This is a genomic window from Posidoniimonas polymericola, assembly GCF_007859935.1.
Lineage (GTDB): Bacteria > Planctomycetota > Planctomycetia > Pirellulales > Lacipirellulaceae > Posidoniimonas > Posidoniimonas polymericola.
On sequence record NZ_SJPO01000019.1, the window covers coordinates 1 to 13599 of the forward strand.

At 66.4% G+C, this 13599-nt stretch carries 12 protein-coding genes; 1 reads left to right on the forward strand and 11 read right to left on the reverse strand.

Translation table 11 applies throughout. The annotated features are described in order from the left end of the window. Nucleotides 1-76 precede the first annotated feature (76 nt). The 11 genes from Pla123a_RS24000 to mdh form a co-directional block, all read right to left on the reverse strand. Complete coding sequence (locus Pla123a_RS24000) at nucleotides 77-559, reverse strand: WapI family immunity protein (RefSeq protein WP_146591824.1); 483 nt, start codon at nucleotides 557-559, stop codon at nucleotides 77-79. A 320-nt stretch (nucleotides 560-879) separates the two neighbouring features. Continuing rightward, complete coding sequence (locus Pla123a_RS24005) at nucleotides 880-1968, reverse strand: glycosyltransferase family protein (RefSeq protein WP_146591826.1); 1089 nt, start codon at nucleotides 1966-1968, stop codon at nucleotides 880-882. A 177-nt stretch (nucleotides 1969-2145) separates the two neighbouring features. Next, the gene (locus tag Pla123a_RS24010; protein ID WP_146591828.1) at nucleotides 2146-2877 is read right to left on the reverse strand and encodes a class I SAM-dependent methyltransferase; all 732 of its coding nucleotides are present in this window, start codon (nucleotides 2875-2877) and stop codon (nucleotides 2146-2148) included. Beyond that, nucleotides 2816-4120, reverse strand: coding sequence for a DUF3419 family protein (locus Pla123a_RS24015; RefSeq protein WP_146591829.1), 1305 nt, complete (start codon nucleotides 4118-4120; stop codon nucleotides 2816-2818). The genes Pla123a_RS24010 and Pla123a_RS24015 overlap by 62 nt, the downstream gene beginning before the upstream one ends. 179 nt (nucleotides 4121-4299) lie before the next feature. Further along, complete coding sequence (locus Pla123a_RS24020; protein WP_146591831.1) at nucleotides 4300-5154, reverse strand: UDP-2,3-diacylglucosamine diphosphatase; 855 nt, start codon at nucleotides 5152-5154, stop codon at nucleotides 4300-4302. Between the two features lie 295 nt (nucleotides 5155-5449). After that, a complete protein-coding gene (gene miaE / locus Pla123a_RS24025) occupies nucleotides 5450-6025 on the reverse strand; it encodes a tRNA-(ms[2]io[6]A)-hydroxylase (RefSeq protein ID WP_146591834.1) in 576 nt (191 codons plus the stop codon). Then, entirely contained in the window at nucleotides 6012-6740 is a 729-nt protein-coding gene (gene cobB, locus Pla123a_RS24030) for a Sir2 family NAD+-dependent deacetylase (RefSeq protein ID WP_146591836.1), read from the reverse strand. Before cobB ends, miaE begins: the two co-directional genes overlap by 14 nt. Before the next feature lie 4 nt (nucleotides 6741-6744). Further along, complete coding sequence (locus tag Pla123a_RS24035; RefSeq protein WP_146591837.1) at nucleotides 6745-7617, reverse strand: SDR family NAD(P)-dependent oxidoreductase; 873 nt, start codon at nucleotides 7615-7617, stop codon at nucleotides 6745-6747. A 39-nt stretch (nucleotides 7618-7656) separates the two neighbouring features. Beyond that, nucleotides 7657-8982 (reverse strand): dihydroorotase, encoded by a 1326-nt coding sequence (locus Pla123a_RS24040; protein ID WP_146591840.1) that lies wholly within the window; start codon nucleotides 8980-8982, stop codon nucleotides 7657-7659. 223 nt (nucleotides 8983-9205) lie between these two features. Next, nucleotides 9206-9940: an alpha/beta hydrolase gene (locus tag Pla123a_RS24045; RefSeq protein WP_197528255.1), complete on the reverse strand. Its 735-nt coding sequence runs from the start codon at nucleotides 9938-9940 to the stop codon at nucleotides 9206-9208. Nucleotides 9941-10237: 297 nt separating this feature from the next. Then, nucleotides 10238-11182 carry a malate dehydrogenase gene (gene mdh, locus Pla123a_RS24050; RefSeq protein ID WP_146591844.1) on the reverse strand — a complete coding sequence of 315 codons (945 nt, stop codon included), beginning with the start codon at nucleotides 11180-11182 and terminating at the stop codon, nucleotides 10238-10240. Nucleotides 11183-11512: 330 nt separating this feature from the next. Here mdh and flhA point away from each other — a divergent pair, with 330 nt between their 5' ends. Continuing rightward, nucleotides 11513-13597: a flagellar biosynthesis protein FlhA gene (gene flhA, locus Pla123a_RS24055; RefSeq protein ID WP_146591846.1), complete on the forward strand. Its 2085-nt coding sequence runs from the start codon at nucleotides 11513-11515 to the stop codon at nucleotides 13595-13597. Nucleotides 13598-13599: the final 2 nt, after the last annotated feature.

Consider the following 13599-nt stretch of genomic DNA (forward strand, 5'->3'; position numbering starts at 1 on the left):
TCGTCGAACCGCCTAGTGCGGACCCGCATGCTAGGTGGTGTGGGGAGGGTCACCGGCAACGGTGGCCCTTACCCGGTTATCCCGCGTTTGACAGTGGTGGTCTACCTGGAAATCTCGCCGCCTGCCGCCGCAGTGACGCGACTGTTGCATCAAGGTCAATACCGGCCATTGGGAAATTAAGAACGATTGTGTCACCATCGCTGCCCCACGGCGGCAGCAATTCCGATGATAGATGTACAAGTAGCGACGTAAAGGATTCGTCAAGCGTGAATTCAAGACATCGTTCCGTAAAATAGGCTCCGTGAGTTTTGATTTCGTTGCTTTGCACCGAGGCCAGCCAGTCAATGAAACGCGACAATTCATTTGTGTCCATCGTTGTAAATTCACCGCGCCAGTGACCGTCAGCATTGCCGAACCGATGTGAAACAACCAAAAAACGGCCCGTGTCGAAATCTTCGTCAGCGGGGTTGTCGTCTGTCGGCCCAAGTTCTTCGTCTGGAAATTCGTAACGTTCCACCGTCAGCGTAAACAAGTTGCCGCTTTTGGATCGAAGTTCCATTCTGCGCCCTGAGCGGGATAACAAGATATGGGTGGGGTTTACCTCCGTATAACGCAATAATACAAATCCTTCTTGTTCGCTGCAAATCTGGGCGGGGACTGAGCTTAGAGCGATTGGGGATCGACCGTGCCATTTTATTACCGGAATTGCGAGCGTATTTCACGGAGGATATCCTCGGCGTCGCCATCCCTAACTCGCGTCGGTTGTCACAACCTCGGTCAGGTTGCGCTGGTCTTCACCTGCTTGAGCTTCATCTACGGTAGCGTCTAATGCCCGCAAGACCCCTAGAGCCTTGCGCGCGAATGGGGGCCCGTGCTTCGCTACACGCCAACCACCCCACACTCCGCCAGCATCGCTTCAATCGCTTCCGCGGCATCGGCCGTCCCATCAAAGCTCAGGTCGCTCTCGGCGAGTTGTCGGCGGTAGGTCTCCCGCTCGTTCCAGAACGTGAGCAGGTCGTCGCGGTTCACCTCTTCGAGCAGCCGCCAGTCGCCGCCCCCTAGCTGCTTGAGGAAGCAGGCGTTGATGCGTTGCTCGTGGTGGTTCTGCTCGGGCAGGGCGAGCACCGGCTTGCCGAAGTAGAGCGACTCGCCCAGCAGCTGGTTGCCGGCGGCGGCGATCACCGAGTCGCAGTCGGCCAGGTTGTCGAGGAAGGTGGTCTCGCTGACGGGCAAGAAACGCAGGTTGGCGTCGTCGGGGCGTTCGCCCAGGCCGTACACGCGGACCTCCATCGGCAGGGCCTTGAGGTCCTCGAGCACCTGCGGCGGCGTCGCGCGGCGGAGGTACGACAGCACGTGCTGGCCCTGGGTTGGCTGGCGGCCCTGGACCGCGGGGCGCAGCAGCGGGCCGACCTGCGTGGCGTCGGACCACGAGGGCAAGAGCGGCGGCTTGTAGAACGCCGAGATGACGGTCTTCTGCTGGCGGATGCCGAACGCCCACACCGACCACCCCATCGCCCAGGCCCACCGCTGCAGCTGCAGCGGCAGCGAGCCGAGGTCGTAGGCGATCATGAAGTGCTGGTGGTCGAGGCTCAGCACCGGCACCTTGCACTTGTGGGCGGCGCGGGCGAGGGTCGGCTCGAAGTCGCAGACCAACAGGTCCGGCTTGTCGCGGCGGAAGTCCTGGGCGAGCCGGTTGACCGTCTTCCGCATGTTCCACCAGGTGGTCATTCCGCTGGAGATGGTCTTGGCGAGGTCGAGCTTGCCCTGCGAGTAGTGGAACTTGATCCCCTCGGTCTCGCGGACCTCGACCTCGGGGTCGTGGTCGTACTCGGCGCGGAGGAACTCGAGCGCGTCGAACGAGCTGTACAGCACCAGCCGGTGGCGGTCGCGGAGCCGCTCGACCATCGACCGCGCACGGGCGGCGTGGCCGCGCCCCTCGCCCATCACGCTGTAGAAGATAGTGGCCACTGGGATCGCTGCTGACTCGAGGGGAGGGGGGGAAGGCCACGAAAAGGCACGAAAGGTCACAAAAAGTCGTGCCTGCTTTCGTAGCACTGAGCTCGGGCCTGCCACGCTTGGCAGTGACGGAAACGCGATTCTTTTTGTGCTTCTTCGTGCCTATTTGTGGCTATTCCTTCAGCTGTCTCAGGCTGGCTTACGCCCGACAAACCGGTAGTGGGGGGGCTTGATGACCGGCACCCAGGGGAGCTTGCCGTAGTCCTCGTGGATGCTCACCTTCTCGAACCGCGACATCAGGTACGGTACATGGTCGGCGCTCGGGTGGACGTTGTCTAGAGAGAACCAGACCGGCCACAGCGAGCGGGTGAACCAGGAGTGCCGCTTCAGCCCCTCAGCGGGGAACTTGCGGCTGATGTAGAAGTCGGCCACGCCGATCACCCCGCCCGGCTTGAGGATCCGGTAGGCCTCCTGCAGGGCGGAGAACCAGTCGGGCACCATGGTCAGCGAGTACGTGAAGGTCACCAGGTCGACCGACTCGTCGGGGATCTCGAGGCGGGTGATGTCGGCGTGCATGGTCCGCACATTGGCCCAGCCGCGGTCGGCGATCCGCTTGTCGGCGACCTTGAGCAGCGACTCGGAGAGGTCGGCCAGCGTGACCTGGCCGAAGTTCTCGAGCCGCGCGCCGAACCGCTCGGCGTTCATGCCGGTGCCCGAGCCCATGTCGACCCAGCTGGCGCCCGGCTCGGCCGGCAGGTCGGCGAACAACTCGTCCCGCCCGTGCAGCATCCGCTTGCGGAACTCGTCGTAGTCCTCGGCCTGGCCGGAGTAGAAGCTGTCGAGCCGCTCCTGATGGGTCTCACCGCGAATGGGCGAGAGAGTCAGGTGATACAGGGTCTTGAGCTGACTGAGGGCTGTCATCGTCCGCGGAGTTGTCGAGTGATGGTTGGCTAGAGGCGGACGGCGCGCCGCCCTTGTGGAGCGTGGCGATCGAGAAGCTGGCGTAGGTGTTCACGCGGTCCTTGACGTGCAGCTCGTCGGCGAGCGGGCGGTTGTACTCGAGCAGCTCGCCCAGGCGGCGGGTCTGGCCGTTCACCTGGACCTCGATCGGGTCGACGAAGTCGCAGATCACCGCGGCGCCGCGCCACAGGAAGCGGGCGCCCTCGTCCGCGCAGTCGACGATCGCCTGCCACTGCTTCTGCAGGACGTCGAGCATGTGCTCGGCCATCCAGTCCATGTGGTCCAGCAGCACGTAGTGCGAGTAGCTGGACTTCTTCTGGAGCAGGTGGTCGAGGATCGTGTTGGTGTGCGTGTGCACGCGGTCGGCGAGGCCATCCTTGAGCCGCAGGAAGTGCTCTTCCTTGAGGTAATTGGGGCAGCACTCCGGCGTGTACGATCCGGTCAGGTAGACCCGCCAGAAGTAGTTGTCCTTGATCGGCAGCTCGCCGAACACGTGGTCGAGCTGGTCCTCGATGAACTTGACGATGCCGCCCGGGTAGTGCCGCTCGAGCTGGGTGCGCTGCGCGCGGGGCACGCCGAGCAGCGACAGCGTGGCGTCGCGGCGGAGGAACCACTTGATCCACGGACCCCAGAACGCCGGCTTGACGTCCTTGGTGTAGACCTCGCGCTGCTCCTCGATGGTTTCGGCGGCGAGCATGCGTTCGATCGCCGGGCGGATCTTCACCCAGCGGTCGATGTAGATGTCGTTGATGCCCCAGGCGAACATCCCGGCCGAGCCGCGGAAGTAGAAGCTGTCGCGGCGGCCGGCGCCGAGGAAGAACTTGCCGTTCTTGTCCCAGTACTTGGCTGCTTCGTCGGGCAGGTGCGGGCGGAGCCGCTGGTACATGCGGTCCCAGTCCGGCGCCTTGCCGTTGCCGAACAGCTCGAAGAACTCGGCGTGTTCCAGCTCCTTGATGCCGGCCTTCTTGAGTTCCAGGAGCGCGTTCTGACGCGGGTTGACGTCGACCGTGTCGATCCGCTCCGGTTCGTCGAGGGCGTAATCCAGCGCGTTGCAGCCGGCCGACGTGATCACCATCAGCCGGTCGCCGGCGCCGAGCTCCAGCGCGACGCGGTCGAGCCGGGGGTCTTCCCAGCACGTGTTGTAGACCAGTTGGTTGCCGTGGCACAGCTTGAAGACAGCGCGGCTGACGTGAGTCGCGAGCATAAACGGTCTCTATCGTCGGATAGGCGCCCTGGGCCCTCCACGCGCTAAGACACGCTGCGGCGGTGCTGAGTGGGCGAGAACAAACGGGGCCGCCTGAGTGGCCCCCGTAATCCGTTGATTGGACCGGACCGCGGGTCTCAAATCAAGAGCCCGACCAGCCGCCAGGCTGCGCAGTCTGCCTATTTGCCCGCCATCACGCTCTCGACATCCGCCGCGACGCCCCGACCCGCACAACCCGCACCGGCCGTGGCGAGCGCCGTGGCGGCGGGCAGCTCGTCGATGACGCTGCCGTCGCGTCGCAGCAGGTGGAACCCGCCGTCCTCGTACTCGACCAGGGCGGAGCAGTTCTCGACCCAGTCGCCCGTGTTGCAGTACGACAGGCCGTCGATGTCGATGATCCGCGGGGCGTGGATGTGCCCGCAGATGATGCCCTCGCAGTCGGAATCGCGGGCGGTTTGGACCAGCTTGTCCTCGAACTCGCTGACGTGGCGGACCAGCAGCTTGACGCGGCGTTTGACCATGCCGCAGAAAGCGTACGGGTCGGTCTTCTTGCCGCGGAGCTTGTTGACCATCCAGTTGGTCGAGAGCAGCACGTCGTACGCGAACGACGCGGTCCACGAGAGCCACTGGGCGTTCTGCTCGATCGAGTCGAACTGGTCGCCGTGCATCACCAAGAACCGGCGCCCGTCGGCCGCTTGATGGACAAACTGGTCCTTGACCTCCACGACGCCGAAGTTGGCGATGAAACCACGCAGGAATTCGTCGTGGTTGCCCGGCGTGTAGAAGATCTTGGCGCCGCGGCGTTTGAGGTCCATCAGCCGCTGCAGGATGCGGTCGTAGACCGGCAGCCACCGCCACTTCCGCTTCAGCTTCCAGCCGTCGATAAAGTCGCCGACGATGTACAGCTCACGCGGCTCGAACTGCTCGAGCAGCTCGAGGAAGGGCTCGGCCTGGGAGTGCCGGCAGCCCAGGTGCACATCGCTCACAAACAACGTTCGCACCACCCGCCCGTTCCATCCTTGGCAATCGGACATGCGTCTCTCCTCGCAAGGGGTTTGTAGGCCAGACAACGACGCCATCTCCTCGGTTGCGGTCGCCCCAGTGGGGCTCTGACTCGACTGGTTTCTTCCGACGATTTACCGCCCCGCGGCGGTTCCTGCCGGCGGGTCGGCCCGGGCGAAGCGGACAGCCGTTTCGCCCACTAGTAGTCTCGTCGAAAAATATGAGGGTCCGGCGAGGTTTGAGTGCGGTGGGGGTTAAACTTCGGTTCAGATTCGATGAAGGCGGGCCCACATCGATCTTTCAATCTAACGAATTTCTCTTCGCCCGTCAGCTGTGCATTCTTGGGTCCGAGTCGCCCTCGGCGATGATTTTTGCCTCCAGTTCGGCAAGCTCGTCGAGCCGGGCCATCACCTCTGCGGAAGTCGCAAAGTCTTTCGCAAGGCGGGTGTAGGTCGTGTGGTGGCGGGCCTCGGACTCGAACAGGCTCTGGTAGAAGGCTGCTAGCTCCGGCTCCTTCACCCGTGCGGCCAGGGCCTGGAACCGCTCGCAGCTGCGGGCCTCGATCAGGCCGGCGACCAGCAAACGGTCAACCGCACGGTGCGGCTCCTGCTTGCGGACCAGGTCGTTCAGTTTCCGGCCGTAGCTGCTCGGCTTCAGCCGGCGGAGCTTCGAGCCGCGCTTTTCCAGCAGCTCGATCACCATGTGAAAGTGCTCGAGCTCCTCGTTCACGATCTCGGTCATCTCGCGGCAGAGTTCGAGGTTCTCGACGTACGCGAAGATCAGGTTCAGGGCTGTGCCGGCCGCCTTTTTCTCGCAGTGGGCGTGGTCGATCAGGATCAGCTCAAGCGACTGGTCGACCTGCTTCAGCCAACGCTCGTCAGTGTCCGACTTAAGGTGCAGCATCGGTTTCGTTTCTGCCTAGGAAAAACCCCGGCACAACCTGGGTCGCTGGGCCGTAGATCTGGTAGTCAAAGGAGCTGGCGACCTCCGACGGCTCTAGGTTGAGCTCCACGGTCGCGGCTCCGGCCGCCCGGGCGGTGTCGACAAAGCCGGCGGCCGGGTACACGTTACCCGAAGTGCCGATCGCCACAAACAGGTCGCACCGCCGCAGGGCGTGCTGGATCTCGACCATGCAGTGCGGCATCTCGCCGAACCACACAATGTGCGGCCGCAGGGCGCCGGGCCGGCCGCAGCACTCGCAGGGGGTCCGCGGCGTGATGTCGCCGCGGCAGTCGAACTCCTGCCCCGACTCTTGGCAGTGGACCTTCAGCAGCTCCCCGTGCATGTGCAGCGCGCCGGTCGAGCCCGCCTGCTCGTGCAGGTTGTCGACGTTCTGCGTGACCAGCGTAAAGTCGCCGGGGAACCGCTGCTGGAATTCGACCAGCGCCCGGTGCGCGTCGTTCGGCTCGACCTCGTTCAGCAGCTGCTGGCGGCGGAGGTTGTAGAAGCGGTGCACGAGCTCTGGGTCGCGGCGGAAGCCGTCGGGCGAGGCGACCTCCTCGATCGCGTGCTCCTCCCACAGGCCGTCTGCATCGCGGAACGTGCGGATGCCGGACTCGGCCGAAATGCCCGCGCCGGTCAGCACGACAATCGATTGGAATCCGTTCGGGTCGATCATCGTTCTAGCCTACCCCCGCGGCGTCGCGTTGAGCGTCGGCGTTCGAACCGGCCGCGGCCGGTTGCGTCATACCGGCAAGTTCTTTGGCGGCGCGTCGTTCGACGTACAAACGCAACACGCCGGGGCAGAGCCGCTTGAGCAGCCACATCCGCTGGGCGCGGCCGCCAAGCACGGCGACCGCCTCACCCTTGGCGGCCGCCGCCAACGCCAGGGCGGCGACCTGCTCGGGCGTGAGCTGGGCAGAGTCGTAGAACCGCCCGGAAGCGTCGCGGAACGCGTCGGTCGCGAACCAGCTCCGCTTGAACAGCGGCGTGCGGACCACGCCGGGCGCAATCACCGTGACGTTGAGCCCGTGCGGCGCGAGCTCGGGACGCAGCGACTCGGACAGCGCCAGCACGCCGGCCTTGGACGCGTTGTACGCGGCGAAGCCGGGCGGCGTGACCGCCGCGAAGATCGACGAGACATTCACGATGCCGGCCCGCGGCCGCAGGCCGGCCGGGCGGAGTCCGCCGCTCTCAATCAGCCACGGCCCGAGCACGCGGCAGCCGAGCAGCGTGCCCCGCAGGTTGACGTCGATCACGCGGGTGAGGGCTTCGAGCGGGCAGTCGACCAGCACGCCGCCGACCAGCATGCCGGCACAGTTCACCAGCAGGTCGAGGCGCGGCCAGCGTTGCCGCAGATCGGCCTCGAGGGCCAGCCAGTCGTCCTGCTGCGCGACGTCGCAGCGGACGGCGTCGGGCGACTCGGCTTCGGTGCAGTCAACCCGCGCCACGGTCCAGCCCGCGGCGGCGAGCTGGTCGGCGATTGCCCTGCCGATTCCCGACGCGGCGCCGGTCACCACGGCGTAGCCAGTCGGGGTTGGGGGCGTCGGGGGCATCGCGGCGGAGCAGGGCAGGGGAGCGGCAAAGCCCCTATCTTACCCCGCCCAGTAGCCACCCCGCGAGTGGTCGTAGATCGCCTCGCGGCCCCGCACCGCGTCGTCGACCCGGCCATCGCCGAAGACCTGCTGGCCCATGACCCAGGTGCTGACCGGCCAGCCGGTAAGCGACTCGCCGTGCCAGGGGCTCCAACCGCACTTGGTGAGCTGCTCCTCGTTGCGGACCTCGGCGGTCTTGTTGAGGTCGACCAGCACCAGGTCGGCGTCGTAGCCAGGGGCGATGCGGCCCTTGCCGACGATGTCCCACACCCGCGCGGGGGCGTCACACATCCAGTGCGCGACCTGCGGCAGCGTGCAGCGGCCGCGGCTGACCTCGTTGAGCATCAGGGCGAGCGAGTTCTCAACCGCCGGCAGCCCCGAGGGCGACTGCGGGTACGGCTGCTGCTTCTCTTCTAGCAGGTGGGGGGCGTGGTCGGTCGCGATCACCTGGATGCGGCCGTCGAGCAGCGCCTGCCAGATCTGCTCGTTGTCCTCGGCGTGCTTGAGCGAGGGGTTCATTTGGATCAGCGTGCCGAGCCGGTCGTAGTCGCCCGTGTTGAATAGCAGGTGGTGCGGGCAGGCCTCGCCGGTAATCAGGCCGCCGTGGTCGGCCAGCAGGTGGGTCTCGGCCCCGGTCGAAATGTGCAGCACGTGGAAGCGGTGGTGGTGCCGCTTGGCGAGGTCGATCGCGCGTGTGGTCGCGATCATTGCCGCCTGGTGGTCGCGGATCCGCGAGTGGTCGTGCACGTCGGTCGTGCCGGCGAGCCGCTCGGCGTTCGCGCGGACGGTGGTCTCGTCCTCGCAGTGGGCGGTGAGCGGCAGGGTGGTCTCGGCGAAGATCCGCTCGAGCGCCTCCTGCTGATCGACCAGCAGGTTGCCGGTGCTGGAGCCGATGAAGATCTTGATGCCCGGCGTCCGCTCGGCCGCCTTCAGCTCTTCCACGTTGTCCGGCGTGGCGCCGATGTAGAATCCGTAGTTCACCCGGCACTTGCCGCTGGCCAGCGCGAGCTTCTCGTGCAGCCGCTCGACAGTGATGGTGTTCGGGTTGGTGTTGGGCATCTCGAGGAAGGTCGTGACGCCCCCCTTTGCGCACGCGCGGCTGGCGTGCTCGAGGTCTTCCTTGTGCGTCAGGCCCGGCTCGCGGAAGTGGACCTGGTCGTCGATGACGCCCGGCATCAGCGTCAGCCCGGCGGCGTCGAGGGTCTCGTCGACGGCCAGCTGCACCGCGGGGCCGACGTCGGCGATCTTGTCGCCCTCGACCACGACGTCGAGTTGGGCGACCTCGCCAGGCAGCACGACCTGGGCGTTCTTGATGAGGGTCTTCACGTAGGCGGGACTGGGACGGCGGGCGCGGGGGATGGGCTGGTTCAAACCCACACGATAAGCCTCACACCAGCGGTCCGCTACCCACCGCTCCGCTGAGAATCGCAAGCTCCAGTAGCCGACGGATCACATCCGTCGGATGCGCTACGGCAAATGTTCCTGACGGGCGAATCGCACGCAGGGTCTCCGGCAGATGTAATCTGTCGGCTACTAACCGAGAGCGGCCCTAGACCTTGGCCGCGGCCGCGCCGCACACGATCTCCATCATCCAGCGGTCGAAGTCGGCCAGCATGGCGGTGGTCAGGTCGTCGCCGCCGGGGTACTGGCGGACGCTCACCGTGGCGCCGGCCGAGTGCAGCAGCCGCAGGTCGTCGCAGAGCTGCTGCTCGGGGTACTCCTGGCTCTCGCGGCTGCTGGACAGCAGGATCGGCAGCGAGCGGAGCTCGTTGACGCGGCCGAGCGGCGAGTTGCCGGTCGGCAGGGCGCCGTCGAACGTGGCGGCGCCGGCGAACGTTTCTGGGTGACGCATCGCCAGCCGCATGGCCAGCGTGCCGCCAGCTCCGACGCCGGCCAGGAACACCCGGCGGTCGTTGATGTTGAACCGCTGGGCCTGCTGGAGGGCGTCGAACACGCGGTCGGCGGCCTCCTCGACCGAGTCGGGGGCGTCCGACCACGCGTAGCCGCCTTCTACCTCGAGGCTCTCGTCGACGCCCCGCGGCGCGACGGCCAGGTAGTTGCGGGTGCTGACGTGCCGCATGACGTGGGGCAGGTCGCACTCGTTCTGGTCCTGGCCGTGCAGCCAGACGACCAGTGGGTAGGCGTAGTTGCGTTCGAAGTTCTGCGGCACGAAGGTCGAGACCGGCGTCTCTTCTCCGGAGGCCTCGTAGAGCTGGATGCGGTCTTCGCTGGGGCGCTCGACCGTGCTCGTGAACGCAAGTTTGATGGCGGGGAGGGGGGACATGCTCTTGAAACGGTTCATGCGGAGTGGTCTGTCGTCGCGGGGGAGGGGGCCGGGTCAGGCGGGGCGGCGGGCTGCCGGGCAAGAGGCGTTTGGTGGCGGAGCAGGCTGCGGCATGGTCACCTCGGGCGGGGTTCGCTGCGGGCAGTAGGGCCGGTCGTCACGCGGCGTGACAGCCGACTTGGCAAACGCGAACGGGGACGATAAATCAGTCCGCCGGGGGTGTCAACGGAAGGCTGCAGAATCGCCGCCGGCGCCAGCACACGCGGGCGCGTGTGCTAGCACGGCGGGATGCGAGGGTCACACCAGGGTGGCCATGGTCTCGACGAGTTCCTTGACCGCGTCGACGCTCTTCTGGAACGCCGCCTGCTCGGTGTCGGTCAGCTCCAGCTCGACAATCTTCTCGACGCCGCCGGTGCCGAGGATCACAGGCACGCCGACGTAGAAGCCGCCGACGCCGTACTCTTTGTCGCAGTAGGCGGCGCAGGGGATCAGCCGCTTCTTGTCGCGGATGATCGCCTCGACCATCTGCGCGGTGGCCGCGGCGGGGGCGTAGTAGGCGCTGCCGGTCTTCAGCAGGCCGACGATCTCGGCGCCGCCCTTGCGGGCGCGGTCGACGATCTCGTCAAGCCGCTTGGAGTCGATCAGCTGGGTGACCGGGATGCCGCCGACCGACGTGCAGCTCGGCATCGGCACCATGGTGTCGCCGTGGCCGCCCATCAGCAGTGCGGAGACATCCTCCACGCTGACGCCGAGCTCCATGGCGAGGAACGTGCGGTAGCGGGCCGTGTCGAGCACGCCGGCCTGGCCGATCACGCGCTCGGGGGGGAAGCCGGTGACCTTCTGGGCCTGCTGGACCATCGCGTCCAGCGGGTTGCTAACCACGATGATCACGGCTTCCGGGCTGGTGGATTTCACCTGCTCGCAGACGGCGGTCATGATCTTGGCGTTGGTTGCTAGCAGGTCGTCGCGGCTCATGCCCGGCTTGCGGGGGATGCCGGCCGTAATCACCACGACGTCACTGCCGGCGGTGTCGGCGTAGTCGTTGGTGCCGACGACATTGGCGTCGAAGCCGAAAATGGGCGACGACTGCATCAGGTCGAGCGCCTTGCCCCGCGGCATGTCGGCGAAGTCGCCCGGGATATCGAGCAGCACGATGTCTCCCAGCTCGGCGGCCGCACACCAGTGGGCGCAGGTGGCGCCTACGTTGCCGGCGCCGACGATGGTGATTTTCGCACGTTTCACAGGAGACCTCCGCTTTCTTCGAAGAAGGCAAGCGCCCTGCAGAGGGCGCCTTAGTTGCTGTCAGCTGTCGAGTATCCCGCGGGGCGCCATCGCCTTCAAGTGGTTGACAAGCGCGGCGGAGTTGCTCCCGCGAGCGGGACGCAATGCGTGCTCGCAGGTCCAAATTCCGGCGCGGGTGCTAGCGGCGGGGGCGTCGGGTGGGGGCGCACGCCCCGCCAATGCGGAGTCCTGCTCTGGACACTCGGCGGGGCGTTGGGTAACGTCCCGCCTCTCTTCCACTGGAAGCGCGGCGCCATGGATGGCGGCGTGGAGAGCCCCGGAGTTACGACTATGGCCAGCGGCGACGGAGCGGACCAAGGATGGGTCCGCCGTGCCCAAGACCTGATCCTGCCGGTCGCCATTATCGCCAGCGTGCTGGTGATTATGGCGCCGCTGCCGCCCGCGTTGATGGACGTCCTCCTGGCGGCCAACATCACGGTTTCGGTCATCGTGCTGCTGACGACTATCTACGTCCGCACGCCGCTGGAATTCAGCATCTTCCCGTCGCTGCTGCTCGCCACGACCCTCGCCCGGCTGGTGCTCAATGTCGCGACGACCAGGCTGATCCTGACCGGCGCGCCGCGCCTCAAGGAGCACGCAGCGGGCGACGTCATCATGGCCTTCAGCGACTTTGTCGCCGGCGGCGACCGGATCGTCGTGGGCCTGATCATCTTCTCGATTATCATCATCATCCAGTTCGTGGTGATCACCAAGGGCGCCACGCGCATTAGTGAAGTCGCCGCGCGGTTCGCGTTGGACGGCATGCCCGGCAAGCAGATGGCGATCGACGCCGACCTGAACGCCGGCATCATCGACGAGCGTCAGGCGAAGGCCCGCCGCGAAGAGATCACCGAGCAGGCCGACTTCTTCGGCGCCATGGACGGCGCCAGCAAGTTTGTCCGCGGCGACGCTGTGGCCGGCATCATCATCACGGTGGTCAACGTGCTGGGCGGCCTGATCATCGGCGTCGCGCAGGAGGGGATGTCGCTGGCCGAGGCCGGCTCGCTGTTCACCCGCCTGACCATCGGCGACGGCCTGGTGAGCCAGGTGCCCGCGTTCCTGATCTCGTTGGCGGCCGCGTTGCTCGTGACCCGCAGCTCACAGAAATCCAACCTGCCGCAGGAGTTCCTGGGGCAGCTGTTCTCGCGTCCGCAGGCGTTGATGGTCACCGGCGCGTTCCTCGGCGTGCTGATCTTCACGCCGATGCCCCGGATCCCGGTCGCCGCGCTCGGCCTGTCGTGCGTCGGGCTGGCCCGCGTGCTAGGCCGCAAGGAGTCCGAAGCCGAATCGGCCAAGGAGAGCGAAGAGGAATCGGCCGCTGCGGCGCCCAAGGAAGAACGCGTCGAGGACTTCTTGTCGGTTGACCCGATGGAGCTGGAGCTCGGCGTCGGGCTGATCCGCCTGGCCGACCCCAACCGCGGCGGCGACCTGCTGGACCGCGTGCAGCGGGTGCGTCAGAACGTCGCGGCGGAGATCGGCATCATCATGCCGAAGGTCCGCATCCGCGACAACATGCGGCTCGACCAGAACCAGTACCGCATCAAGATCGCCGACATGCCGATCGCCACCGACGAGGTCGAGCCCGGCAGCCTGCTGGCGATCGACTCGGGGCTGACGACCGGCGCGGTCGAGGGGGTCGACACCAAGGACCCCGCCTTCGGCACCGACGCCAAGTGGATCTCGCCCGGCCGTCAGGACGAGGCCGAGATGCTCGGCTGGACGGTCGTCGAGCCGGGCGCGGTGCTCGCCACGCACCTCACCGAGATCTGCCGCCGCCACGCCGACGAGATCCTCACCCGCGACTCCGCCAAGCACCTGATCGACGAGCTCAAGGCCAGCTCGCCCACCGTGGTGGACGAGCTGATCCCCGGCGTGATGACGCTGGCCGAGGTTCAGACCGTCCTGCAGCACCTGCTGCGGGAGCAGATCTCGATCCGCCAATTGTCGATCATCCTCGAGGCGCTCGGCGACCACGGCGGCAAGACCAAGGACCCGGTGCTGCTGACCGAGTTCGTCCGCCACCGCCTGGCGCGGCAGATCTGCACCCGCTACCGGGACCGCGAGAACCAGCTGCACGTCGTGGCGGTCGACCCGGGGTTGGAGGACCAGATCCGCGGCGGCTTCGAGCACAACGAACGCGGCCTGTTCATCCGTATGGCGCCGCAGCAGATCGAGGCGCTCGTCGACAAGCTGCGGGGCGAGCTGCAGAAGCTGTCGGTGATGGGCCACACGCCGATCGTGCTGGTCAGCCCGCAGATCCGCGCCGCCCTCAAGCAGATGACCGAGACCCACCTGCCAACCCTCGTGGTGCTGAGCTTCAACGAGGTCACCCGCGACACCAGCATTGTCACCCACGGGCTGGTCTCCGCCGCCTAAAC

What these genes read in the sequence shown, in the direction of transcription:
- Pla123a_RS24000 (WP_146591824.1), bottom strand. Translation starts at nt 559, where the DNA reads ATGGAACTTCGATCCAAAAGCGGCAACTTGTTTACGCTGACGGTGGAA.
- Pla123a_RS24010 (WP_146591828.1), bottom strand. Translation starts at nt 2,877, where the DNA reads ATGACAGCCCTCAGTCAGCTCAAGACCCTGTATCACCTGACTCTCTCG.
- Pla123a_RS24015 (WP_146591829.1), bottom strand. Translation starts at nt 4,120, where the DNA reads ATGCTCGCGACTCACGTCAGCCGCGCTGTCTTCAAGCTGTGCCACGGC.
- Pla123a_RS24020 (WP_146591831.1), bottom strand. Translation starts at nt 5,154, where the DNA reads ATGTCCGATTGCCAAGGATGGAACGGGCGGGTGGTGCGAACGTTGTTT.
- miaE (WP_146591834.1), bottom strand. Translation starts at nt 6,025, where the DNA reads ATGCTGCACCTTAAGTCGGACACTGACGAGCGTTGGCTGAAGCAGGTC.
- cobB (WP_146591836.1), bottom strand. Translation starts at nt 6,740, where the DNA reads ATGATCGACCCGAACGGATTCCAATCGATTGTCGTGCTGACCGGCGCG.
- Pla123a_RS24035 (WP_146591837.1), bottom strand. Translation starts at nt 7,617, where the DNA reads ATGCCCCCGACGCCCCCAACCCCGACTGGCTACGCCGTGGTGACCGGC.
- Pla123a_RS24045 (WP_197528255.1), bottom strand. Translation starts at nt 9,940, where the DNA reads ATGTCCCCCCTCCCCGCCATCAAACTTGCGTTCACGAGCACGGTCGAG.
- flhA (WP_146591846.1), top strand. Translation starts at nt 11,513, where the DNA reads ATGGCCAGCGGCGACGGAGCGGACCAAGGATGGGTCCGCCGTGCCCAA.